This window comes from Streptococcus rifensis, assembly GCF_053203525.1.
Genome location: NZ_JBRUCW010000002.1, coordinates 100,090 through 123,879 on the forward strand (window position 1 = coordinate 100,090; position 23,790 = coordinate 123,879).

The 23,790-nt window shown below is 42.5% G+C and carries 21 protein-coding genes; 3 read left to right on the forward strand and 18 right to left on the reverse strand.

Annotated features, from left to right (window positions below; all coding sequences use genetic code 11):
* Positions 1–32 precede the first annotated feature (32 nt).
* Together ACVRYP_RS01680 and ACVRYP_RS01685 are read right to left on the reverse strand one after the other, a co-directional pair.
* The gene (locus ACVRYP_RS01680) at positions 33–800 is read right to left on the reverse strand and encodes an alpha/beta fold hydrolase (protein WP_447467039.1); all 768 of its coding nucleotides are present in this window, start codon (positions 798–800) and stop codon (positions 33–35) included.
* A gap of 14 nt (positions 801–814) precedes the next feature.
* A complete protein-coding gene (locus ACVRYP_RS01685) occupies positions 815–1,189 on the reverse strand; it encodes a RidA family protein (protein WP_447467040.1) in 375 nt (124 codons plus the stop codon).
* Positions 1,190–1,305: 116 nt separating this feature from the next.
* Between ACVRYP_RS01685 and ACVRYP_RS01690 the strand changes: the two genes are divergently transcribed.
* Positions 1,306–1,719: an OsmC family protein gene (locus tag ACVRYP_RS01690; RefSeq protein ID WP_447467041.1), complete on the forward strand. Its 414-nt coding sequence runs from the start codon at positions 1,306–1,308 to the stop codon at positions 1,717–1,719.
* A gap of 106 nt (positions 1,720–1,825) precedes the next feature.
* Here ACVRYP_RS01690 and ACVRYP_RS01695 read toward each other — a convergent pair whose 3' ends face one another.
* The 7 genes from ACVRYP_RS01695 to ACVRYP_RS01725 all read right to left on the reverse strand — a co-directional run bounded on the left by ACVRYP_RS01695 (position 1,826) and on the right by ACVRYP_RS01725 (position 8,736).
* Entirely contained in the window at positions 1,826–2,989 is a 1,164-nt protein-coding gene (locus tag ACVRYP_RS01695; protein WP_447467042.1) for an ATP-grasp domain-containing protein, read from the reverse strand.
* Between the two features lie 12 nt (positions 2,990–3,001).
* A complete protein-coding gene (locus ACVRYP_RS01700; RefSeq protein WP_447467043.1) occupies positions 3,002–3,742 on the reverse strand; it encodes an esterase family protein in 741 nt (246 codons plus the stop codon).
* A 280-nt stretch (positions 3,743–4,022) separates the two neighbouring features.
* The gene (locus tag ACVRYP_RS01705) at positions 4,023–4,850 is read right to left on the reverse strand and encodes an alpha/beta hydrolase (RefSeq protein ID WP_447467044.1); all 828 of its coding nucleotides are present in this window, start codon (positions 4,848–4,850) and stop codon (positions 4,023–4,025) included.
* Positions 4,851–5,184: 334 nt separating this feature from the next.
* Positions 5,185–6,621, reverse strand: coding sequence for a 6-phospho-beta-glucosidase (locus ACVRYP_RS01710; RefSeq protein WP_447467045.1), 1,437 nt, complete (start codon positions 6,619–6,621; stop codon positions 5,185–5,187).
* 135 nt (positions 6,622–6,756) lie between these two features.
* Positions 6,757–7,089, reverse strand: a complete 333-nt coding sequence (locus ACVRYP_RS01715) for a Lin0368 family putative glycerol transporter subunit (protein WP_447467046.1) — start codon at positions 7,087–7,089, stop codon at positions 6,757–6,759.
* Positions 7,086–7,454 (reverse strand): Lin0368 family putative glycerol transporter subunit, encoded by a 369-nt coding sequence (locus ACVRYP_RS01720; RefSeq protein ID WP_447467047.1) that lies wholly within the window; start codon positions 7,452–7,454, stop codon positions 7,086–7,088. Before ACVRYP_RS01720 ends, ACVRYP_RS01715 begins: the two co-directional genes overlap by 4 nt.
* A 115-nt stretch (positions 7,455–7,569) precedes the next feature.
* The gene (locus ACVRYP_RS01725; RefSeq protein ID WP_447467048.1) at positions 7,570–8,736 is read right to left on the reverse strand and encodes an MFS transporter; all 1,167 of its coding nucleotides are present in this window, start codon (positions 8,734–8,736) and stop codon (positions 7,570–7,572) included.
* Between the two features lie 172 nt (positions 8,737–8,908).
* Between ACVRYP_RS01725 and ACVRYP_RS01730 the strand changes: the two genes are divergently transcribed.
* Together ACVRYP_RS01730 and ypfJ are read left to right on the forward strand one after the other, a co-directional pair.
* Positions 8,909–9,784, forward strand: a complete 876-nt coding sequence (locus ACVRYP_RS01730) for a MurR/RpiR family transcriptional regulator (protein WP_447467049.1) — start codon at positions 8,909–8,911, stop codon at positions 9,782–9,784.
* Positions 9,785–9,855: 71 nt separating this feature from the next.
* Positions 9,856–10,770, forward strand: coding sequence for a KPN_02809 family neutral zinc metallopeptidase (gene ypfJ / locus ACVRYP_RS01735; RefSeq protein ID WP_447467050.1), 915 nt, complete (start codon positions 9,856–9,858; stop codon positions 10,768–10,770).
* Between the two features lie 134 nt (positions 10,771–10,904).
* Here the strand turns inward: ypfJ and ACVRYP_RS01740 are convergent, their stop codons facing one another.
* The 9 genes from ACVRYP_RS01740 to ACVRYP_RS01780 all read right to left on the reverse strand — a co-directional run bounded on the left by ACVRYP_RS01740 (position 10,905) and on the right by ACVRYP_RS01780 (position 23,776).
* Positions 10,905–12,257, reverse strand: a complete 1,353-nt coding sequence (locus ACVRYP_RS01740; RefSeq protein ID WP_447467051.1) for an MATE family efflux transporter — start codon at positions 12,255–12,257, stop codon at positions 10,905–10,907.
* A 158-nt stretch (positions 12,258–12,415) separates the two neighbouring features.
* Entirely contained in the window at positions 12,416–13,837 is a 1,422-nt protein-coding gene (gene araA / locus ACVRYP_RS01745; protein WP_447467052.1) for an L-arabinose isomerase, read from the reverse strand.
* A 45-nt stretch (positions 13,838–13,882) separates the two neighbouring features.
* On the reverse strand, positions 13,883–14,578 hold the full coding sequence (locus tag ACVRYP_RS01750; protein WP_447467053.1) for an L-ribulose-5-phosphate 4-epimerase: 696 nt from the start codon (positions 14,576–14,578) through the stop codon (positions 13,883–13,885).
* An 8-nt stretch (positions 14,579–14,586) separates the two neighbouring features.
* Positions 14,587–16,176 (reverse strand): xylulokinase, encoded by a 1,590-nt coding sequence (locus tag ACVRYP_RS01755; protein ID WP_447467054.1) that lies wholly within the window; start codon positions 16,174–16,176, stop codon positions 14,587–14,589.
* 112 nt (positions 16,177–16,288) lie between these two features.
* Positions 16,289–17,107 (reverse strand): aldo/keto reductase, encoded by an 819-nt coding sequence (locus ACVRYP_RS01760; RefSeq protein ID WP_447467055.1) that lies wholly within the window; start codon positions 17,105–17,107, stop codon positions 16,289–16,291.
* Positions 17,108–17,123: 16 nt separating this feature from the next.
* Complete coding sequence (locus tag ACVRYP_RS01765) at positions 17,124–18,563, reverse strand: alpha-N-arabinofuranosidase (protein ID WP_447467056.1); 1,440 nt, start codon at positions 18,561–18,563, stop codon at positions 17,124–17,126.
* A gap of 60 nt (positions 18,564–18,623) precedes the next feature.
* Positions 18,624–20,132 carry an arabinosylfuranosidase ArfA gene (gene arfA / locus ACVRYP_RS01770; RefSeq protein ID WP_447467057.1) on the reverse strand — a complete coding sequence of 503 codons (1,509 nt, stop codon included), beginning with the start codon at positions 20,130–20,132 and terminating at the stop codon, positions 18,624–18,626.
* 23 nt (positions 20,133–20,155) lie between these two features.
* Positions 20,156–21,349 carry an arabinan endo-1,5-alpha-L-arabinosidase gene (locus tag ACVRYP_RS01775; RefSeq protein WP_447467058.1) on the reverse strand — a complete coding sequence of 398 codons (1,194 nt, stop codon included), beginning with the start codon at positions 21,347–21,349 and terminating at the stop codon, positions 20,156–20,158.
* 39 nt (positions 21,350–21,388) lie between these two features.
* Positions 21,389–23,776, reverse strand: coding sequence for a family 43 glycosylhydrolase (locus tag ACVRYP_RS01780; RefSeq protein ID WP_447467059.1), 2,388 nt, complete (start codon positions 23,774–23,776; stop codon positions 21,389–21,391).
* Positions 23,777–23,790: the final 14 nt, after the last annotated feature.

Genomic DNA, 23,790 nt, shown 5'->3' on the forward strand with positions numbered 1-23,790 from the left:
CTCCTAATAGATTCTCTATCCATCACTACCGTTTAGATAAACTGCTTTTGACCCAGCCAGTCCCGTATCACAGCTAAGGTTTGATTTTGGAATTTTCCTGTTTCATACATGTGATCTGACCCAGTAATGGATACTAAAAGCGATCCTGGATAATTTCGCGCTGTTTTTCGTGCGATCGGGGATACCGTCATCTTGTCTTCACTTCCCGTAATGACCAAGACCGGCCCCTTAATTTTAGAAAAATCCACATAACTGGCACGTGACTTATCAGCAAATGGAAAAGCCATCTGGGTATAAACTTTCCCAGACTCTGGAACCAAGTCCCGAAAAACATCTTTTTTCAGCTCTGGCTCTTGAACGTTCATACAATACTTAAAGAACTCCACCTTATAAGGCGGCATTGGCTTTTTCCAAAAGCCCCAACGAAGGAAGTGCCGTATAAAGCAGCGGACCATTGTTGGATAAAGGACAAAGATATCAGCTGTCGGAGCTGGCCCCATCAAAATCATGCCAGCAACCTCCGTCCGCTCAGCAACCATTTGAGCGAGAAGACAGCCCAAAGAGTGTCCTAGTAATAAGGGCTTCTCAGGCAGGCTCTCTACCAAGGCTACTAGATCATCCGCATAGTCTGTCAAACTGACAGCGCCGACCTTGGTTTCTACTTCCTCATAGGGCAGGTCATGGTAGCGAAGACTAGGGGTATGGACAACCAACCCCATAGCTGCCAACTTATCCGCAAAAGTTCCCCAGACCTTCCCGTTACACCAGGTGCCATGGATCAATACAATATGTTTAGTCATCTGTCCTAGCCTTTTTAAATCTCAGCAATGACTTCGATTTCTACCTTGACATCACGTGGAAGGCGTGCCACTTCAACCGCAGAACGAGCAGGGAAGTCTGTTTTAAAAGCTGTGGCGTAAACACCATTAAAAGCTACAAAGTCATTCATGTCTTTAAGGAAGCATGTTGTCTTAACCACATGGTCAAAGTCTGTTCCAGCAGCTTCTAAGATAGCTGCAATATTTTTTAAAACTTGTTCCGTTTGTTCTTCAATAGTCACTCCCACAACTTCACCTGTTTCAGGTGAAAGGGGAACTTGCCCACTTGCAAACAGTAGGTTGCCAACAACTTTTCCTTGCACGTAAGGTCCAATAGCTCCTGGTGCTTTGTCCGTGTTAATAACTTTCATGTGACATCTCCTTATAATCGATTATTTCCTATATTATAGCACATTTCAATACTATCCGTTTCGTCCATCCTCTTTTTTGGGTAAAATAAAAGCAAGAACTCTTTAGGAGGAAAATCATGTCTCTTTACTCTGTCACTTCCCGTAACGATCAAGGCATTGATGGCAGTGTGCGCCTGTCAAATGGAAAAACGGTTGCAACCAATCATCCCCTTAACGACCAACCGGGGTTTAACCCAGAAGAACTCATCGCCCTCGCCTGGTCCACTTGCCTCAAAGCAACTTTAGATGCTATTTTAGAAGCAAAAGCGATGAGCAACCGTTGCTATGTAGAGGTTCAAGTTGACCTCGAAAAAGAACCGACAGCACTCGGTTACTTTTTTGCAGTTAGAGGACAAGCCAGCATCCAAGGTATTCCCCTAGATGAGGCCAAAATCCTCATCCAAGAAGCTCACACCCGCTGCCCAGTGTCTAAACTAATCAGTGCAGCTCAGTCTGTCAGCCTTGAGACAGTCCCTTATCGACCATACTAAAAACACACCTCACTTTCCTTGTTATCCCCTATTATTAACAGGGATATGAAATAAGCCAGCTAAGCAGCTAAAAAGCCTTAGGAACGAGCTGTTCCTATGGCTTTTCTTACTGTCTCATCGTCACAAACTGATAGATGGCATCCACATCCGCTGGATTATCAAAGACAAAGAAATAGTTGACATCTCCCAGAAGCTCGGCAAAAGCACCACTTAAGCGCTTTTGATCGATTAAATAAGCACCGTACTTGGCTCTAATCTCATCTTCACTGTAACGGTATTGGCCACTATCGCGCCGGGACACAGCTAGACAGTACTGTGAAAATTCAACTTTTGCGACTGGCTCTCCTGCCATCATAGAGGCATACTCGTGAAAGATATTCATCCGATGCCCATGGTTGTATACATCCACTGTATAACCACCAGCTGCACGGTTATTATACTCAATGGCTACATAAGAACCATCTTCATAGCGGAAAAATTCAATATGGAAGAACCGTTCTCGCATGTCAAACGCTTTAACAATGGCATGTCCATAATCCCGAAGAACAGGATCAATCTCTTTCTCAGCATAATAGCCCATATCAAGCTGATGTTCAACCATATCAAAAGGAGTCTTATTGTAGGTTAAACTGGTTTCATATATGATATTCCCATCAATATCGACAAGACCATCGTAAGTACAGACCACTGCCTTATCAACAAAGGCTTCTAGGAAATAAGGGGTTACACCATCCCAAGCTTCTTTAAAGGCTTGAACCGAGGCATCATCAGTTAATTTGAAGATGCCAGACGCTCCAACGCCACTATCAGGCTTTGCAATTAAAGGAAGACCAATTTTTTTAACAATTTTATCGACATCATCAAGTTCTTTAGCTACTTTACCAGGAACTACTGGAACACCTGCTTTTTTGAAGTGTTTCTTCATTTTAGACTTAAATTTAGTCTTCTTGAGGTGTTTGTAACGCATACCAAAGACATTGAACTGCTCGCGTAGGGCAGCATCATGCTCTAACCAGTGTTCATTTTGAGACTCAATTCGATCAAAAGGCCCATGTCTGTAAAAGAGAAAAGCCGCTGCGCGCTTCACTTCATCTAAGTTTTCCAAGTCTTCCACTCGAAAATACTCAGTAATGGCGGCTTGCAAACCCTGACCTAACTGTTCATAAGGCTCTTGACCGATGGCTAATACGGTCACTCCTTTTTTAGCTAATTCGATTGAAAACTGCTGAAAATTCTCCGGATAGTAAGGAGATAGGACTAAATAATTCATAAAAACCTCCTCTTAGAAGCCCAAAGCTTTCAAAAAATAAGGCATCTGCACGCGCCACCACTCCCAATCATGGGCGACATCTTCTCCCCATTCATCAAACCAAGCAGGAATATTTTTCTCTTGAAGAGCCTCTTTCAGCTTGTAATAAGACGGCAAACCATCTTGTTCCCAAGCGCCAAGTCCTGTGCAGACAATAATATCAGAATGGCGGTAGCGATCAACAAACCAACCGTCATTTTGTTGCCAAATGTAGTCAGATGGTGAATTATAATAAACTGCTAAATCATTACCAAAATCTCCACCAAAGAACCGCGCGTCATAGATACCTGACAGAGCAATAACCTTGTTAAAAACGTCAGGGTGTTGTAAAAAGAAATTGAGTGCATGGTAAGCCCCCATCGAGCATCCCGTGGTCATCATAGGATCAAACCAACCTGTTTTATGCTTGATGAAGGGAATAGCTTCTGAAATCACATAACGATCATAAGCCTGATGGGCTAAGGCTTTATCATGCATAGACTTGCCGTCAGCCAACCAGCTTTCTGCATCAATTGAGCTCAAGGTAAAGAATTGAATTCTGCCCGCCTCAATAAAACTTTGACAAGCCTCAATCATGCCAAAATCAGCATACTCATTGTGGGTGCCTCCAGATGATGGAAAGACCACTACTGGCATTCCAGCATGACCATACCGATTCAGAGCCATCTCTCGACCGAGTTGTCCTGACCAATGACTTAGTCCTTCAAAATGCATACTAATACCTCTAACTCCTCGTTTCTCCTTTTATTTTACCACAATTTTAGGGTTTTACAAATTTTTATTTTCAGAAAATTCTTTCAATCGTTTTCATAATTTAATAATTTGTTCTTTCCTCCCTTCATAATTAATGGAGATTTTAAAATGACATGATGGATAAGGTTTTAGGTTTCATTGGTTTTGTCAGTTACTCGCTTAATGATGACTACCTTCTTGTATTTCCCAATAGTAGGAAAAAAGAGGTTGGACAATTGCCCAACCTCTGCTCTATATGTGACTACTCCCACTCCTCACTGATATGCCTCAAGCATTCTGGAAGATAGGTTGCCCAGACATGTTCGTGGTGCACCGCACCTACTACGACATTAAGTCTAATATGGTCAAGTGGTAAACCACCCTCTAACAATTGGCGATAATAAAGCAAGGACTCATCGATATAAAGTTGCTTGATATTTCCTTGCGTTAATGTCTCATCAGTATCGTCACCTTCGTCAGTCCCCACTTGGATATAGACACGTTGCTTCTCATCTAATGGGTAACGTTTGACAAACCTGTCAAACTCTACTCGATTAAGCCAGTTAGCAGAAGAAAAAACGCCTAATCCACCAATTTGATCCTGATAGATAACGCCCATGAACTGGGTGATGTTCCCTCCCAAGGATGATCCCACCATAGCGGTATGTTTTCTATCTGGCTTGGTCCGATAAGTTTGGTCTATAAAGGGCTTGACCACCTGCATGACAAATTCTGCATATTCCATTCCCTTACCACCCATATTTTGATCCACTTCATGATGAATGTTTGAGAACCGCCAGGGAGCATACTCGTTCATACGAGTTGGATGGTTGTCAATCCCGACGACAATCATCCTTGGAATATCAGGATTTCTCTTGATGGTTGGAATCACCTTCCAAGAATAACCTGTAAAGGCCTCCTTACTATAAAAAACATTTTGCCCATCGTGCATATAGACAACTGGGTAATGTCGCTCCTTATCACGGTCATAATCCTTCGGAAGTAGAACCCTTATTCGACGCTTTTCACCTAAGTATGGGACTTCCAGATGGTGTTCCTTCATCTCTAAATAATAATAATGCTTGTTCATTCCTCACCTCCAGACCATTTTCTTGATTATACACTAAAAACGCTATCATGAAAACTGAAAGGGCGATTTGCCATTTAAATATTCGGAAAAGATGAGGCTGGGAAATAATTCCTAGCCTTCTAATCATTTATCATCAGTTAAACAAGACGCAGTGGTTGATTGGAAGCCCTAAAACCCTTGCTACGCAATCGTTAGAGGCCTTCCTAATCAACTGTGCGGAGGTGGGACAACGAAGTCAATTTCTGCGAAATCATGACTTCTGTCCCACTTTCATCCAGAAATCAGCACGGTATAGTTAAAGCTATCAAGGACCTATTTAATTAATCTTACCCTTTTAAACCACTTCACCGTTTGAAGCGATGACTTGTTTGTACCAATCATAAGAGTCTTTCTTAGACCGCTCAAGGCTACCGTTACCCTCATTATCACGGTCCACGTAAATAAAGCCATAACGCTTCTTCATTTCACCGGTTGTAAAGGATACACAGTCGATACAGCCCCAAGGCGTGTAGCCCCAAAGTTCAACACCGTCTTCATTAATCGCTTTTTCCATTTCCTTAATATGGGCACCAAGATAGTCAATGCGGTACTGGTCATGAACGGAACCGTCTTCTTCTTTGACGTCAATAGCTCCAAAGCCATTTTCAACGATAAAGAGTGGCAATTCATAACGTTCATAGAAAGCATTCAGCGCATAGCGAAGACCAACAGGGTCAATCGCCCAGCCCCAGTCTGATTCTTTGATGTGAGGGTTCTTCACGCTGTACGGGTTAGAGGCTTCAATCGCACTTGAGACATCTGATTGGGCTTTTTGAGAATCAACAACGTTTGACATGTAATAGCTAAAGCCAATGTAGTCAACTGTTCCTTCAGAGAGGACTTTCTTATCTTCTTCCGTAATCGGAATCTGGAATCCTTTACGCTCAAACATCTTAAGGGCATAAGCCGGATAATGGCCACGGACTTGGACATCACAGAAGAACCAGCGGTCATGCATGGCCTGGTTAGCCAGCAAAACATCTTCTGGGCGACAAGAATAAGGATAAATAGGAACCATGGCAATCATGTTCCCAATCTTAAAGTCTGGGTTGATTTCTTTACCAGCTTTAACTGCCAAGGCTGACGCCACGAGGGTATGGTGGCCACAGATGTACATTGCTTCTTCTGGATTGTCATAGTCGCCAAAATGAGCTCCTGAATTGGTCCAACCAAAGATGTCATTTCGGAAGTTCATTTGGTTGTTGATTTCATTGAAAGTCATCCAATACTTAACCTTATCCTTGTAATGACTAAAGACAACTTTTGCAAACTTGACAAATTGGTCAACGGTGTCACGGCTCATAAAGCCACCATTTCTCTTAGCCAATTCGTAGGGCATTTCAAAGTGCGACAAGGTAATTACGGGCTCAATCCCATACTTCAAGAGTTCATCGAAAACAGCATCGTAGAATGCCAAACCTTCTTGATCAGGCTCTGTTTCAAAGCCTGTTGGAAAAATCCGTGACCAAGCAATCGAGGTACGGAAACATTTAAAGCCCATATCTCCAAACATGGCAATATCTTCCTTGTAACGGTTGTAAAAATCAATGCCGACATGGTTAGGATAGTAATTCCCTTCAATGACACCATCCGTAATGACACGGGGAACACCGTGAGCTCCTGCTGTCATCACATCTGCAACACTGAGCCCTTTAGTGGTCTCAAGAACACCACCTTCAAATTGATGAGCAGCTAAAGCGCCACCCCATAAGAAATCCTTTGGAAACGTCATGTGATTTTCTCCTTATCTGTTATTAGGTTTATCATAGCATTTATGCTTATCTACTTCAAGCCCACTTCTATATTCTGGAACAAGGTTTCAAATTATAGAGGCTTAATCGTCATTTCATTGAAACAAGTGTTTAAGTTAAGATAGCAAGGCGAGCAAGATGCCCGCTAAACACCCACCAACAAGGGCTGCACTCAGGTTAAACAGGGTCTTTTTCCACTTTGCTCCTGTCAAGAAATGATAGGTTAAAATACCGACACCTGTTGCCAAACCCATATCGATTTGATGAGGGCCATACTGAGTAATCCAAGGACTAACTTGGCCATGATTAAAAAACCATAAAGGCCCAATAATGAGCAGTAAAGCTAGAAATGCACCCTTAACCTGCCATTTTCGAATAAGGCTCCCCATCAAAATAAGAATCAAAAAAGGTAACAAGCTACTCCCTAAAAGGCTTAATAGAATTTTCAATGCTCCCTCCACCCTTTCTTTCGCCACTTGTGATCAAGCGTAAAGGCTATCCACCCCCCTATAATAGCACCGACACTCACAACAAGAACAGTCACTAAACTCCACTCTAACTCCTTCGGTCCTTTTTGAATAACATCTTTGACAAAAACAGCAACCGCAATAGTAAGTCCCATGTCTATGGGACTACCTCCTTGTCGAGTTTCAATCCATTCCCGATAATGAACCAAGTACCAGACTGGACCCAGTAAAAGAACACCTGCTACAAACCCACTCCATATCCCGAACGGTCCACTAATAAATGGCCACAGCAAAGGGACTGTCAAGGCTGCGAAAAAATAAGCTGAAACACTTTTTAACCACTTCATCCGTTAACCTCCTACGGATATCATCCATCAACTATTCATTATTAAATCACCAACAAGATTATTTTGAAACAGGAAGTCATCCTAAAAGATCGTAAAAATCTGTTTTATGGTAAAGCTAACTGTATAATTTTTGATCTTGACCAGTCGGTAATTTTAAAAATGGAATAAAAACAAGAAGTAACACGGATACAATTGCTAAGAACCAGCTCATAGTTGTATAGGAATAATGATCCAAAATGTGCCCCACAATATTTTGAGTCGCAATTGATCCTAAGCTCCTAACAGCTTGCACCAAAGATAAAGCTGTGATGAAATATCTGGGTTGTATCAAAGAACTAACTATTTTCATATTAACCATAATAAATAACATTCCTGTTGTATGTTTTGCAAGAAGAGTCATGATCACTTTAGACGGAAGCCCTAAGTCCAAGGCATAGATGCCATACTGAAGAAATACTAGCAATGTCGCCAGCATAAAAATTCTCTGACTGGTCATTTGGTCCATGAATTTGTAGGAGAATAGGGTTAAGGGGGCCTCACAAAGGACAGAAATCGCCACAACAGTCGTTGCTAGGCGAATCGACAGGCCAGCATCCTCTAGCATAGCTGGAATATAGGTATGCCCAGTATTGGTCACTCCAGAAAAGACCATGGCGATGACAAGATAGCCTAGATAGGTTTTATTGGAAAAAAGCACCTGCCGAGCTGAGGAAGGAATCTCGTAGTCAACGGTCTCTAAAGGGACTTCCTCAGAAACCTCTGTCCCCCAGATTCCTAATAAGGTCATTAACATGGCCAGAATAAAGCCTGCAAAGAGAGCTTTAGGTGAGATGTAATCATAGATAAGCCCAGATAACTGACTCCCTAGAGCAAAGCCAATGGTTCCCCAAATCCGAATTTTGCCATAGGGAAAAGGGCTGCTCGTCGCGATTTTTTCCATGACGGGGACAGAACCATTGACTAAAAGCAGAACCCAACTATAGGCAATGGCGATCCACAAGAAGTCTTTGACAACTAACATGGCTGCGCCACCAAGTAAACTGGAGGAAAGCAAGATCCAGGTCACTTTTCGAATACCTAACTGGTCATTTAACCAACCGATCAGAGGCTGACTAATCATAGAGGCAATAAAGGAAATCGACACGACAAGAGAGACTTGACTCGCTTTAAACCCCAAATCTAATAAATAGACAGAAATAAGAGACGAGAACAAGGCCCATGAGAGATAGTAAGTGAGGTACATTAAAAGATATGCCCTATATGAATTTTTAAACGCTTTCATTTTATCCTACTTTTTGAGAATTCATCTTATTTATGATACCATGAATTTGACCATAACTCTCCTGGAAAAATAATCTTGGAACACTGTTTACACCTTTAGCCTTGTTTGATAGAACAAAGCCTTCAATCGGTTCCAGCCTTACTACATTTCAATACATTTAGAAAGGGTCTGCATGTTAATTACGGAAAAATTAGAAACCTTTTCATTCTCACCTAGCGAACAATCTATTGTCTCCTTTTTGCTAAAAAATCCTCATACCATTAAGGATTTGACAACCGCTCAAATTGCTGATCAAACCTTTACCTCAAAATCTACTTTAGTCAGAGTCGCCCAAAAGCTCTCCTTTCAAGGTTGGAATGATTTTAAACATGCTTTTTTAGCAGAAGTTGAATATCTCGATAAAACCGTCTCCTATGTAGATGCCAACTATCCTTTTAGTGCTTATGATGGACTTAGTCGTATTGCTCATAAAATTGCCAAACTTAAGCAAGAAGTGATTTCGGAAACCTTAGAATTACTGGACCCTAACATGCTGGAACAAGTGGTTGACATACTAGGAAAAACGAAAACAATTCACATATTTGCCATCAGTAATAATATTTTATTAACAAAAGAATTTGCCTTGCAAATGGGACGTATCGGAAAAGACGTCAGAGTTCATGAGTTGAACGGAGAAACCGTTTTTAAAGCCTATTTTGCTGAGAAAGATAGCTGTGCTATTGTGGTTTCCTATTCTGGCGAAAATAGAAATCTTAATACAATTGCCAATCTCTTAAAAGACCATGGCATCCCTATCGTCCTCATAACTAGTCTTGGCGAAAATTATTTAACCAATCAAACTGAATACATCCTCAGGTTGTCAACACGAGAAAAGCTCTATTCTAAAATCAGTTCCTTTGCTACAGATGAATCCATTTTGTTTTTGCTTGATACGTTATATGCTAGTCTGTTTTCTCTAAACTATGATGAGAATCGTCAAAAGAGAATTTCAGCCTCTAAATTATTGGAGGTCGACCGTTCCTCAAATTCGGTTATATTACAAGAATGAAAGGGCTTTAGTTTTCTTTTTAGCTATTTTAGTTTATAATATAAGTATATAAAACGTAAAGGGATATCGATATGAAAATAGATGATTTAAAAAAGAGTAATCGCGTTGAAGATCGACGTGGGCAACGCTCTTCTGGTGCTGGATACGGCAGCTCTTCAGGCGGTCTCGGTTCGGGACTTCTACTTCAACTACTTCTATCGTCTGGCAAAGGGAAATGGTTAATCCTTGGATTACTATTATTAACCTTTATAGGAGGAGGTTCTAATCTTGGAAACCTTGTCGGATTAGATACAGGTGGCTACTCCAATACTTACCAGGAGGCTGCGGAATCAAGCAGTACAGATGTAACTGATGAAGAAGCTGTTTTCTTAAGTAAGGTTTTCCAAAGTACTGAAGATTTCTGGACGGAAGAATTTGCTAGTGAAGGTTTGACCTACAATCCACCTACTCTGGTTTTATACAGCGGTCGTACGAGTACTGCTTGTGGGCTAGGTGATGCTGCAACAGGGCCATTCTACTGTCCTGGGGATAATAAAGTTTATATTGATTTATCTTTCTACCGTGATTTATCCACTAAGTACAATGCAGAAGGTGACTTTGCCATGGCTTATGTTATTGCCCATGAGGTTGGGCACCATGTCCAAAATGAGCTCGGAACAATGACAGAGTTCTCTCGTGCTCGGCAGCAACTTTCTGAAAAAGATGCCAATGCATTGACCGTTCGACTCGAATTGCAGGCAGATTATTATGCTGGTGCTTGGGCAAAATACGTCGAAGGTCAAGGTCTCTTAGAGCCTGGCGATATTGATGAAGCCATGGCTGCTGCCCACGCAGTTGGTGATGATACTCTCCAAGAACAGGCTTATGGACGTGTTGTCCCTGATAGCTTTACACACGGAACTTCAGAGCAACGTCGTAAATGGTTTGATCGTGGCTACCAATATGGTGATCTCGCTCACGGGGATACCTTCAGTGGGGACATCTAGACTGACATCAATAGGTGATCCATAAGAGATTGCCCGCGATACCACTAAAACGTGCAAAAATAAGGACTTACTTCTGATACAGTCAGAGCTAGGTCCTTTTTAGTTCCTATTTTGAGAGAAAGGCGCTGACAAAATCAGCTCTTCTTTTCGTTTGCGATAAATCCTTTGAGCTGTTTTATCACGATATACGTCGTAGGGATCAAAATGGCCACACTACCAATCCAGGCTGCTGGATTAGCCGCTGCAACACCGGAGAAACCAAAATAATGCAAGCCAATTAGAGCAACAACAACCCGCATGATTAACTCCATAATACCAGCAAGCGTTGGAGCAAAGCTCTTACCAAGTCCTTGTATGAAACCTCTTAAAACGAAAAGAATCGCTAAAATCCAGTAACAAATCCCGTTAATCACATAATAAGTAAATGCCATTTGGTAAATTGATTCCGATCCATTAGGTAGGAACAAGGATGAGAAAAAGCGATTGCCTAAGAGAAGAATGACCACAAAAAGTAAAGACCATATCACAGATAATGTTACTGTTTTTTTGACCCCATCGAAAATCCTTCTATATGCTTTTGCACCGTAGTTTTGGGCTGTGAAGGTCGAAATAGCTTGACCTAAATTAATCATGGGAAGCATAGCAAGCTGGTCGGTACGACTAGCAATTGCTTGTGCTGCGATGGCCTCCGTTCCTAATTGGTTAAGCGCATACTGTAAGGTCATAGTCCCAATAGCTATGATTGAAGCTTGAAAGCCCATAGGAAGGCCAAGTTGGAGGTGTTTTTGACATTCTTCTTTGCTAACGAGATGCCAATCATTTTTAGATAATTGTAGTAGAGGAACTTTCTTCTTGATGTGCCAGATTAGGAAGAGGACTGATAAAATCTGAGCAATTATGGTTGCGACCCCAGCTCCAAAAACACCCATTTTAAAATTCAAAATAAAGATGAAGTCCAAAATAACGTTCAAAATGACAGCAACCATTAAGGCATAAAGGGGTGTTCGACTATCACCTAAAGCTCTGATACTATTGGATAAATAATTATACAATATGGTTGCTAAACTACCGCCAAAGATAGCCGTCAAAAATTGTTTTGATTGATCGATTAACTCAGAAGGTGTTTGCATGAGTTCTAAAAGATTACCCAAAAAGGTAAGGGCGATGAGGGATAAACCTAACCCAATGGCAAGGGAGAGTGTCAAGCCCGTAATAAATGATCGCTTAATATCTGTATCATCTTTGGCTCCATAGCGTTGAGCCAAGATAACAGAGAAACCTCCTGTTAACCCTTGGGCAAAACCAAGAATGAAAAAGACAATACTGCCTGTTGCTCCCACAGCTGCAAAAGACTGTTCTCCTAAGGTATGACCGACAATCATACTGTCTGCGAAGTTATAAAATAATTGAAAAATACTTCCTATAACAAGAGGAATGGTAAATAAGAGAATAACCTTTATCGGCTTCCCCTTGGTTAAATCATGCATGCTTATCTCCTAAAATTCCACTAAATCTTTAATTGCATGAACCAGAATACCCTAATTAGATAGGGATGTCAATAATGAAATACTAATAGAAATGCTAGAAGACGCCTTCTGTCTTCCAGCATTCTATTTTATAGGGAGGGTTCTTCAGTTCAAACTGTCTATTTAATCAACACGTAGTCTAATCCAACTAACTTAGCCCAAGTGATGATTTGATCACTGGTTAAGTTAAGAGAAACAACTGTATGGTGACCACCACCAGCTTCGATCCAAGCTTTAATGCCGTCTTGGAAGTTGGGTTTAACTTCCCAAAGCACACGCGCTACTGGGAGATTTGGTGCTTCAACAGTCGGTTCAAAGGCTGTCACTTCGTTGATCAAGAGTTTAAACTCAGAACCAAAGTCAGCCATTGACACAACGACACCGTCACCAGCCTTACCATCAAACACAAGACGGGCTGGATCTGCTTTCCCACCGATACCTAATGGCGATACCAAGATTTTTGGCTTGTTTTTCGCAAGACTTGGGTCTACTTCAAGCATGTGTGATTGCAAGATGGCTTCTTTACCAAGTCCCATTTCATAAGTATAATCTTCCATGAAACCAGTGTTTTGGTTGTGAGACATAATCTTCATGAAGCGATCGAGAGCTGCTGTTTTCCAGTCCCCTTCTCCTGCAAACCCATAACCATCAGCCATCAACCGTTGTACGGCAAGCCCTGGTAATTGCTCTAAACCATACAGGTCTTGGAAATTGCTCGAAAAGGCTGTGTAGCCACCCTCGTCTAAGAAACGTTTCAAAGCAATTTCATATTTCGCCTGTTCCTTAACATGGTGTTCCCATGTTTCTTTGTCATAGTCAGCATAGTCAAAGTCATACAACTCTTCGTAAGTTGCGAATAAGTCATTGACTTCTTCATCTGTAACAGCATTGACCACTTCAACCAAATCACCAACTGCATAGTAGTCTACTGTCCAACCAAATTTGATTTGAGCTTCGACTTTGTCACCATCTGTTACAGCAACGTCACGCATGTTGTCGCCAAAGCGCGCTACCTTGATGTTAAATCCTTCATTGTAAGCAACTGCAACATCCATCCAGGCACCGATGTCTTTTTGGACAGACTCATTTTGCCAGTAACCAACGATGATTTTGTTGTTTTTCTTGAGGCGAGCGTTGATGAAGCCATATTCACGGTCCCCGTGAGCAGCTTGGTTCAAGTTCATGAAGTCCATATCGATGGTTGCCCATGGAATAGACTCATTGTATTGGGTCGCCAAGTGAAGCAATGGTTTATGAAGAAGATTTGTGCCACGAATCCACATTTTAGCAGGTGAGAAGGTATGCATCCAAGTGATAACACCGGCTACTTCATCACGGTAGTTCACTTCCTTCATGAGCTTTGTAATCACATCTGCTGAGACAGCTAATTCTTCTTGGAATTCAACAGGATATGGCAAATGACCAGACTTGTTAAGCACATCAGCCATTTCACGACCGTGTTTGCGTACTTCTTCTAGCGCATCTTCACCATAAAGGTGTTGGGAACCGATGACAAACCAAAAAACTTTATTATCAGACATGTTGTATTTCTCCTTTTTGAGATGATTCTTATTTTTTGTTTACGATTATTTTTGACCATAGTAAGCATTCTTACCGTGCTTACGGAGGTAGTGTTTATCCAAGACATATTGTGGCAGTTCAGGGGCAAATGGATTAAGCATGCGGGTATAGAAATTCATTTTACACACTTCTTCTAGGACAACGGCATGCATGACAGCGTCAGCTGCATCTTTCCCCCACGTAAAGGGACCATGACCTTGTAGCAAGATACCTGGTATAGCAACAGGATCAAGACCGCGTTTTTCAAAGGTTTCAACGATCACATTACCGGTTTCATGCTCATAACCAGCATCTAATTCTTCTTTGCTTAAAAAGCGAGCACAAGGTACCGTGCCATAAAAAGTATCGGCATGTGTTGTCCCCATAGCAGGAACATCTTGACCAGATTGGGCCCAGCTAGCTGCCCACGGTGAATGGGTATGGACGATACCGCCAATGCTGTCGTAGGTTTTATATAAGACTGCGTGCGTTGGCATATCAGATGACGGGCGTAATTTACCTTCAACGACATTTCCGTCAAAATCACAAACTACCATATCATCGGCAGTCATGATGTCATAGTCAACGCCAGATGGCTTAATGACAAACAATCCTGATTCACGATCGACGGCACTGACATTTCCCCAAGTGTACTTAATCAAGTCACGCTTAGGTAGTTCAAGATTGGCCTGAAATACGGCTTCTTTTAATGCTTCTAACATGTTTCCTCCTATTTGATCAGATCAACAGCTAATTTTTCCAGCTCTAAACCTGATTGGTAGCGCTCCATAAATTGCTTGAAGCCTTCAATATCATCTGCTTCTGGTGCAATAGTTTCCGTTGCAGCTGTAGCAAACACTTTCGTTTCCAGATACTCTGCCAATGAAAGATCTGAATGGTTGAGGTAATCTGCCAAGAGGGCGATTCCCCAAGCTCCCCCTTCTCCAGCTGTTTCCATGACAGAAACCGGTGTTTCAATAGCTGAAGCCAAGAGGCGTTGAGCCACTTCTGGGGTTTTAAAGATACCGCCATGCCCTAAAATACGGTCAATTTGGATTTTTTCTTCTTGGGTTAAGATATCCATCCCTAAGGACAGGGTCGCAAAGGCTGATAGGATATGGCTGCGCATGAGGTTGGCCACTGTCAACCGACTTTCTGGTGTGCGGACTAACATCGGACGTCCTTCATCGATAGCTGTAATGCTTTCTCCTGAATAGTAACCGATGCTCAAGAGTTGACCACAATCTTTTTCACCTTTTAATGCTTCTTTAAAGAGCAATTGGTAAGTAGAATCCATAGACAAGTCTTGGCCTGCTAATCGGCTAAATTCATGGAACAGTTTCACCCAGGCGTTGATATCTGAACTACAGTTATTGGCGTGAACCATTGCGACAGTATCGCCAACTGGAGTTGTTACCACATCGATTACAGGGTAGCGATTTTTGAGGTCATCTTCCAAGACAATCATGGCAAAGATAGAGGTTCCAGCGGAAACATTCCCTGTTCGAGGAGCAATACTGTTGGTGGCAACCATACCAGTTCCAGCATCGCCTTCTGGAGGGCAAAGTGGAATACCAGCTTCTAAGAGACCAGAAGGATCAAGAAGCTTGGCACCTTTTTCAGTTAGTTTGCCAGCTGCTTGACCCGCACTTAAAACAGTTGGTAAGACTTGTTCAAGGGTCCATGGGAAATCTTTAGGTGCGATTAAATCATTAAAGCTTTGAACATAGTCCTGCCGATAGTCAGCGGTCTTTGGATCAATCGGGAACATGCCTGACGCATCCCCAACACCCAATACCTTCTCACCAGTTAACTGCCAGTGAACGTAGCCCGCAAGTGTTGTGAAGAAAGTGAGGTCTGGCAGGTGTTTTTCGTCATTTAAGATAGCCTGATAAAGATGGGCAATGCTCCAGCGTTCTGGAATATTGAAGTCAAGACGCTCACTTAGAGCCTCAGCTGCCTGTCCAGTCATGGTATTGCGCCAAGTACGAAACGGCACCAACAACTGATCATCTTTGTCAAACGCCATATACCCATGCATCATGGCGCTAATACCAAGGCTACCAAAAGTAGTCAATGGTGTTTCAAATTTTTCCTGAACATCCGCCACTAAGTTTACATAAGCATCCTGAATGCCAGTCCAAATGGCATCCAAGTCATAGGTCCAAACCCCATCTACCAACTGGTTTTCCCATTCATGGCTACCAGAAGCAATCGGTAATTGACGACTATCAATCAACACAGCCTTAATCCGTGTTGATCCAAATTCAATCCCAAGAGCTGTCCGACCATTAAGGATGTCTTGTTTTTCTTGAAGCATGATAACCTCCTGTAATCGTTTTCTAAGATACTTTTATTTTACCAGATATGTCCAGACATGTAAAGATATAACTCGATAAATGTATGGACATTTTAGAGTTATCTCTTTTTCATTATAAGCTGTCTAAATAAGCAACATCTTCTGGCTCAATGGTAAAGTCAACTTGGCCATTTTGAAGGATATACTCCTCATGGACAGATTTTGGTAATGGGAGAATATTTTTCTCCAAAAGGTAACGAATACAGATTTGAGGGATTGAATTGCCGTATTTATCAGCCATCTTCTGAATCCCTTCATCACCGAGTAACCGCCCTGTCGCAATTGGGGAATAACCTTCCACCAAGATATTGTGCTTTTCACAAAAAGCGAGGACTTCTGGATTAGTATTTCCGATATGATAAATGATCTGGTTGACCATTGGTGTAATCCGTGCTTTTTCAAGCAGATGCTCCAAATCGTCAACGCTAAAGTTAGACACCCCAATGGCACGGAGTTTTCCTGCTTCATAGGCATCTTCTAAAGCACGCCACATTTCTGCATTTTCGTCATAATAGTGGTTAACGATAGGACGTTCATGCATTTCACTCCAAGGACGGGGAGCATGGATCAACATGAGGTCAATATAATCCACCCCCAGTTGTTCTAAACTCTCATCAATGGCTCGAACAGACTCCTCATAGGATTTCCATTCTGCAGGGATTTTTGACGTGATAAAGACATCTTTGCGGTCCAGTCCGCTATCTTTGACACCACGCCCCACTTCTTCTTGGTTACCGTAGACGTAAGCGGTATCCACATGGTAATAGCCATTTTCAAGGGCAAACTTGGTGGCACGATAAGCATCATTAGGTGCCGATTGCCAAGTTCCAAGGCCCACTTTGTGGATTTCCACCCCGTTTGCTAGGGTAAAGGTTTCTTTTAAAATAGACATGAGGTCTCCTTTTTCATTATTGTTCGATTTGCACGGTCACCACAGACATCGGTGGCACGGTTAAGTTCACAGTCCCATCTGTTGTTGATACACCGTCAAAGGATTTGATGGTGATGGTTTCTGGGTGATCAAAATCGTTATGCGCATCCATTGTATCTGCAGTGATGTAGCGTGCGTCCACTACTTTGCCAGAGTATGCCCCTGTAACGTCTAAGGTTTTCGATTCCTCTAATGAGTAGTTACATACAGAAATAGAAACAAGACCATCTTTCTTAGACACAGTGTAAGAAACAGTGTCATCACTTTCACCATATGATGAAACCAACTCAGCATCTTGATGGACTTTATAAAGATCAAAGACGTGATAACTTGGGGTTTTCACCATTTGATCCCCTTCGGTCAGGATCATGGATTGCAAAACGTTAACGGTTTGGGCAATGTTAGCCATGTGAACACGCTCAGCATGTTTATGGAAAATATTAAGGGTTACTGCTGCTACCATAGCGTCACGAATCGTGTTTTGCTGGTAAAGGAAGCCTGGATTGGTTCCTGGTTCAACCGCCAACCATGAACCCCACTCATCGACAATGAGACCAACCCGTTTTTCAGGATCGTATTTGTCCATGATAGTGCTGTGTTTGGTAATGAGCTCATCCATCTTTTGAGCGCTCTTGATGAGAGACCACCAGTGTTCTTCTTTGAAGCCAGTAGCAGGGCCTTTATCCAGCCATTCACCAGTCAAGGCATAGTGGTGCAAGCTGATGCCATCCATAACGGGTGCAGCGATTTGCATGACCTTATCCATCCAGTTGTAGTCATCAATGTTTGGCCCACAAGCAATCTTATAAATCTTTTCGGTACCATATTGGCGAACATAAGTCTGATAGCGTCTGTACTCATTCGCATAATATTCAGGACGCATGTTACCACCACAGCCCCAACTTTCGTTCCCCACACCGAAGAACTTGACAGACCATGGCTCTTCTTGGCCATTTTCTCGGCGAAGGTTGGCCATAGGAGACTCGCCTCCCATGGTCATGTATTCAACCCATTCCTGCATTTCTTGAACGGTTCCGCTACCGACGTTACCGTTGACATAAACCTCACAACCGAGTTGCTTGGTTAGCTCAAAAAATTCATGGGTCCCAAAATGGTTATTTTCTGTGACACCACCCCAGTGGGTGTTAACGATTTTCTTACGATTTTCTTTAGGGCCAATACCGTCTTTCCAGTGGTATTCGTCTGCAAAACAGCCACCCGGCCATCTGAGAACCGGAATTTGGATATTTTTCAAGGCTTCAACCACATCAATGCGCATGCCATTGACATTAGGAATAGATGAGTCTTCACCCACATAGAGGCCTTCGTAGATACAGCGGCCAAGATGCTCCGCGAAATGACCGTAGATGTATTTTGAAATTTTTGGACCCTGTTGTTCGGTCAATGTTACTTTCATGTTTGCTCCTTTTTAACGTCAAACGAGATAATTTTCTTTAGCTTATAATGACTAAATATGTTATTTAACCGCTAAGCGAATCACATTCCAAGACAATGGCTCTAATTGTAGGGCAACACTATCTTCTGATAGCTCATAACGGTCTGAGTCAACTGGTTTGATATCGTTTGATGCTAGTGTGTTGACTGCCTTAATATCATGTCCTGCAATTTGAGTAAAGGCAGTAACACCTGTCACATCAAGGCCAAGGCTGTCGATGGTAAAGGCCATTTCCTCTCTTGAGCGGTTAACCGCAAAGACAGTAACTTCTGTTTCATCTTCGTTGAGGACTGCAATAGATTCCAGATACGGAATAGCATCGTAGTTACCAGCACTATAAGACTCCGTTTGGATGAGTGGTGTCAACACAGTACCGCGGCCGTATTTAGCAGCCTGCATAAACGGATAGAAAATAGTCTGGCGCCATGCTGGACTTTCATTGTCGTTTTCTTCCGTAAAGATCGGCGCGATAACATTAACCAACTGAGCCAAACAAGCGATTTTAATACGATCAGCGTGTTTCAGAAGCGTGATTAACAGTGTCCCCAAAACAAGTGTGTCTTCAAAGTTATAATGATCTTCCAACTGTGGTGGGGCAATCAACCAAGGCTTGATGGTCTTGTCAAACTCATTAGAGTGGTACCAAATATTCCATTCGTCAAAGGAAAGGTTCATTTGTTTTTGACTATGTTTTTTAGCTTTGATGGCATCACACATAGCAGTTACACCCTTAATAAACGCATCCATATCAAGAGAGCAAGCCAAGTACTCTTCTAAGTTGTTGGCATGGTTGCCGTAATATTGGTGAAGGGAAAGGTAATCCACATAGTCATAAGTATGGTCTAAAACAGTTAATTCCCAGTCTCCAAAGGTTGGCATTTGGCTATTTGAACTACCACAAGCGACAAGCTCAATGGAATCATCCACCAACTTCATTGCTTTGGCTGTCTCACTCGCTGCACGCCCGTACTCTTCAGCTGTTTTATGCCCAATTTGCCATGGACCATCCATCTCATTACCGATACACCAGGTTTTAATGGCAAAGGGTTCTTGACGTCCATTGGCAATGCGTCGGTCACTCCACTCTGTCCCACTTGGGAAATTACAGTATTCGACGAGTTGTCTAGCTTCATCTATCCCGCGCGTTCCCATGTTGACCGCCATATTGACCTCTGCTCCGACTTCTTCCGCCCAATCAAAGAATTCATGGATGCCGACTTCGTTGGTCTCGATCGCCCGCCAAGCTAAATCTGTACGTCTAGGGCGCTTTTCTTTAGGACCAACACCATCTTCCCAGTTATAACCAGATAAGAAGTTCCCGCCTGGATAACGGACCAGGGTAACTCCTAATTCTTTGACCAATTCCTTAACGTCGTTACGGAAACCATTGGCATCACTCGACGCGTGATCTGGTTGGTAAATCCCTCCATAAACCGCACGTCCCATGTGCTCAATGAAGGAGCCATAAATCCGTTTATCCACTTGTGAGATTTGCATGTCTTTCACAAGTTTTAAAGATGCTTTTTGCATATCTGTTCCTTTCCTTATGATAATCATTTTTTCCCGATAACACCAAAACCATCGGCATTCAGACCAGCCAAGCATGGTGTCATCACACCATTTTCTAACTCTTGCCAGAAAAGAAGTCTGTACCCTTCCCAGAGATATTCATTGTCTGTAACAGCTGTCAAATCTTGTTCCTTCAGTGAAACCAACTCACTTTGTTTCAAGTCACTGTCAGCTGCAAATCGGACAATGTCCCATTCTCCTAGTAAATCATTAACGGATTCCGGTTGACCGCCATCATAAAGGAGCGGGGAAATTACTGGCCAGCCATTGGACAACCATTTCAATTCCCTGACGTTTAAGAAAAATTGATCCGAAAAAGTTTTCCGTCTGGCATGATGGACGACAAACAATCGGCCATCAGAACGTTTTAAAATGGAATTGTGGCCTGGTGCATAGACTGGCAATTCGTCCTCAAACTGGAAACTACCCAAGAGCTTCACACCATTTAAGAGCGGATCAATCTCTAAATCGTTCATATCTTGTCCCTTGATGTCCAGATAAGGGCCATCAACATTGCGAGAGCGTGCCACACGAATATGATAGGTATTGCTCAAGGAATCATAAGAGCTAAAGAGATAGAAATAATCCGTTTCTGGATGGTAGTAAACAAAGCAACCTTCTATGGCTGTATCCACACTCTTAGGTCGTGCTGCGATTCGTTTGCCAAATCCATCTTGACTCGGTTTACCAGTGTTTTTATCAATCGGTAGAATGTAAATCCCCCCAAAGAAAGACCCGTAAACCATCCACTGCTCACCGTCACGATCTGTTACGATGTTAGCATCAATCGCATTATGCGTGCAGAGGTCTGGACTTGTCTTGACCACGACACCCTGATCTATAAAAGGTCCCGTAGGTGAGGTAGCCGTAGCAAGCCCTATATATGAAGTCGTGCTTCCAAAGGTCGATGCCGAATAATACATGCGATACTCCCCTTGGTAGTTGATGATCTCTGGAGCCCACAACCCGACAGCATTACTCCAGGCTTTGGCATCCTCTGGGACACCATCTAGCGCACTTCTATCGAACTTCCAATAGACTAAATCAGAAGATTTCCGAATAGGAACCCCAGAGGTTTCAGGCTGTCTCGTATCTGTGGAATACAGATAGAAAACACCATCTGCTTCAATAATTGTCGGGTCATGAACACCGAATTCCAGTTGACTTTCTTTTACCATGATCTTATCTCTTTCTCTCTATACTACAGCATTTCTGCCTTATGACTTTTTCTTTTTTGATAAGAAAGGAACACTCCCCAAAAGGCCGAAAAGAATGAGGCCTATTGACGAACTAAATGACCGTTTATCTCCTGTTTTTGGCAAGGATTTTGAGGAATTTGACAGATTAAGACTTACTTCAGCATCCGTCTCGACAGTTTGTGGGAGGTTTAAGTCATTTGATTCTTTTTTAACTGCATTTGATACCACTTCAGATTGACCACTATTAGTGACCGTTGAATTTCCAATTGCTTCATGTATTGAATTATTAGGAATCAAAGGCTTAACATGGCCATTTACGTCTGGTTTAGGCGTTTCTTCAGGATTAGGCTCTTCCTCTGGCTTGTCAATGTTTTCAGGAAGCTCAAGGTCGTCATCTTCCGGATCATCAATAACCTCAATCTCTTTGAGTTCATAGTCTTTACTTCCCCAAAGAACCGTATTATCATCACCGACAAGAGCGAAAACAAGTTTCACTTGACTAGACCTTTCAGCATATTGAAGAGCAAACTGACCTTTATAAACATGACCATCCACACTTGTGAGGTTAAGGTGATAGAGACCATCTTGAGATGCAGTTGTCCAAGTTCCTGTAAATCCTCCTGAAACTGTGCCATCCTCATGTAAAATGATAGAAGCTTTTGGAATCGCGCGACCGCTACTATCTGTCCCGTGATTAACAAATTCATACTCACCTGCCAACTCAGAATCAGAAGCCAAGGTAAGCGCTTTTTCTTTTTCGTAAAATTCATACGGCAAGGCTACAGGCCAGCCGTCTTCCGTCATGACCATGCGATGCACTCTGACTTCATGATACTCACTACCTTGATCAAATCGGGTATGATAAACCAGGTACCAGTCACCATTTTCATCAATGAAGGCTGAGTTATGGCCCGGAGACATGTAAGCTGCATCAAAATCATTAAAATTATAATTCCCCATCACCTTGAGGCCATACGCCGTATTAATTGGCTCAGGGGTCCAGCCAGTGTATTGAGGATTATTGCCTTGGGTATCTACATACAAGCCGTCTACCGTTTTAGAACGGAACAAGCGCATGTTGTAGCCACCCTCACGGGTCAAGCCACCATAAGTGACAAAGAGGTAGTAATAATCCGTATCGGCATCGTAAACAATGTAGGGGGCTTCACCGGATTGGTGCCATCCTCCCAGCAAATGGGTTCCAAAATAACGATCAATCCGCCGTCCATCAGGCGTTACACCATCGATACCGGGGTAAATCGCTTTACCAGTCACTGGATCAAGCTCTAAAAGATAGATACCCCCAGACCACGATCCATAGGACATGTAGAGGCGATCGTCCTTATCGAAAAAGACATTGGCATCAATCGCATTTGGTGCATAGTCATTATCATAGGCATGACCGTTGTCACGGTTCCACTTGTCATTGAAACCATCTACGATAATACCTGCTTCGATCAATTCGTCGATATGCGTATTGGAGTAATGAATGTTACGACTGCTACCATCCGTTGCATTTTCTTTGGTGAATCCTGAGTAAATCAGCGTATCTTTAAAGTCGTAAGGGCCTTCTACTTCCTTAGAGACTGCATAACCAATGACAGACCGTCTCCATGTTGACGAGGAGGAGAAATAATACATGTATGCCCCTGCTGTGCCATCCTCCCACTGATAAGAAGGGTTCCACAGTACATCAGGTGCCCAGACAGAATACCTGCCTCCAGCAGTATCTGCATCATCATAACCAGCCCATTCAAAGACTGGCGCTAAGTTCTCATTGAGATCTCCCAGAACACTAGACGGATTTTCATATTCTCTGCCAAATAGTGCTGTCCAATTCTGTAAGTCATCTGACTTAGCCTGAGCTAAGTGAGAGCCAAAGACATAGTAAGTGCCAGTGGTGTCATCATAAAAAATGGATGGGTCGTGGACTGACACGCGACTAAAAGCTTCTCTCTCTTCTAATGTTCCTACCGCTTGTCTTGTAGATACTGGTGTTACAGCTACTGATTCCAGATTCTCTGTGTCTCCGCTCAAGGCTTCTTCATTTGCGGGTTCAGTCAGAGCAACGACCTCAGGAACCTCTCCATCTTGAACATCATTGGCGAGTAATTCAGATTCATCTGGATGTGTTGAAACTCCAGGTACCGTTTCAGAAGACACATTATCTTTACTAGATAATGTATCCTCACCGATGTTGTCTGTTGACTGTTCATCATTAGTTAGAGCCGTAGGCTCTAATAATGTTGTTGAGTTATCAGATGGCCTTGATTCATCAGCTGATACAACAGGAGCGACTGAAAGCAATAAAATTGTCCCTAATAGTACGCTGCAAGCGCCCATATAGCTTTTCCTAAGTGAGTAACGTTGACGACAATTGTTAAATGCAAATGGATTATGTTTCATCTGATTTCCTTTAC

Bases quoted from the DNA above. Each gene is read 5' to 3' on its own strand.
- ACVRYP_RS01680 (WP_447467039.1), bottom strand. From the start codon at position 800: ATGACTAAACATATTGTATTGATCCATGGCACCTGGTGTAACGGGAAG.
- ACVRYP_RS01685 (WP_447467040.1), bottom strand. From the start codon at position 1,189: ATGAAAGTTATTAACACGGACAAAGCACCAGGAGCTATTGGACCTTAC.
- ACVRYP_RS01690 (WP_447467041.1), top strand. From the start codon at position 1,306: ATGTCTCTTTACTCTGTCACTTCCCGTAACGATCAAGGCATTGATGGC.
- ACVRYP_RS01695 (WP_447467042.1), bottom strand. From the start codon at position 2,989: ATGAATTATTTAGTCCTATCTCCTTACTATCCGGAGAATTTTCAGCAG.
- ACVRYP_RS01700 (WP_447467043.1), bottom strand. From the start codon at position 3,742: ATGCATTTTGAAGGACTAAGTCATTGGTCAGGACAACTCGGTCGAGAG.
- ACVRYP_RS01705 (WP_447467044.1), bottom strand. From the start codon at position 4,850: ATGAACAAGCATTATTATTATTTAGAGATGAAGGAACACCATCTGGAA.
- ACVRYP_RS01710 (WP_447467045.1), bottom strand. From the start codon at position 6,621: ATGACGTTTCCAAAGGATTTCTTATGGGGTGGCGCTTTAGCTGCTCAT.
- ACVRYP_RS01720 (WP_447467047.1), bottom strand. From the start codon at position 7,454: ATGAAGTGGTTAAAAAGTGTTTCAGCTTATTTTTTCGCAGCCTTGACA.
- ACVRYP_RS01725 (WP_447467048.1), bottom strand. From the start codon at position 8,736: ATGAAAGCGTTTAAAAATTCATATAGGGCATATCTTTTAATGTACCTC.
- ACVRYP_RS01730 (WP_447467049.1), top strand. From the start codon at position 8,909: ATGTTAATTACGGAAAAATTAGAAACCTTTTCATTCTCACCTAGCGAA.
- ypfJ (WP_447467050.1), top strand. From the start codon at position 9,856: ATGAAAATAGATGATTTAAAAAAGAGTAATCGCGTTGAAGATCGACGT.
- ACVRYP_RS01740 (WP_447467051.1), bottom strand. From the start codon at position 12,257: ATGCATGATTTAACCAAGGGGAAGCCGATAAAGGTTATTCTCTTATTT.
- araA (WP_447467052.1), bottom strand. From the start codon at position 13,837: ATGTCTGATAATAAAGTTTTTTGGTTTGTCATCGGTTCCCAACACCTT.
- ACVRYP_RS01750 (WP_447467053.1), bottom strand. From the start codon at position 14,578: ATGTTAGAAGCATTAAAAGAAGCCGTATTTCAGGCCAATCTTGAACTA.
- ACVRYP_RS01755 (WP_447467054.1), bottom strand. From the start codon at position 16,176: ATGCTTCAAGAAAAACAAGACATCCTTAATGGTCGGACAGCTCTTGGG.
- ACVRYP_RS01760 (WP_447467055.1), bottom strand. From the start codon at position 17,107: ATGTCTATTTTAAAAGAAACCTTTACCCTAGCAAACGGGGTGGAAATC.
- ACVRYP_RS01765 (WP_447467056.1), bottom strand. From the start codon at position 18,563: ATGAAAGTAACATTGACCGAACAACAGGGTCCAAAAATTTCAAAATAC.
- arfA (WP_447467057.1), bottom strand. From the start codon at position 20,132: ATGCAAAAAGCATCTTTAAAACTTGTGAAAGACATGCAAATCTCACAA.
- ACVRYP_RS01775 (WP_447467058.1), bottom strand. From the start codon at position 21,349: ATGGTAAAAGAAAGTCAACTGGAATTCGGTGTTCATGACCCGACAATT.
- ACVRYP_RS01780 (WP_447467059.1), bottom strand. From the start codon at position 23,776: ATGAAACATAATCCATTTGCATTTAACAATTGTCGTCAACGTTACTCA.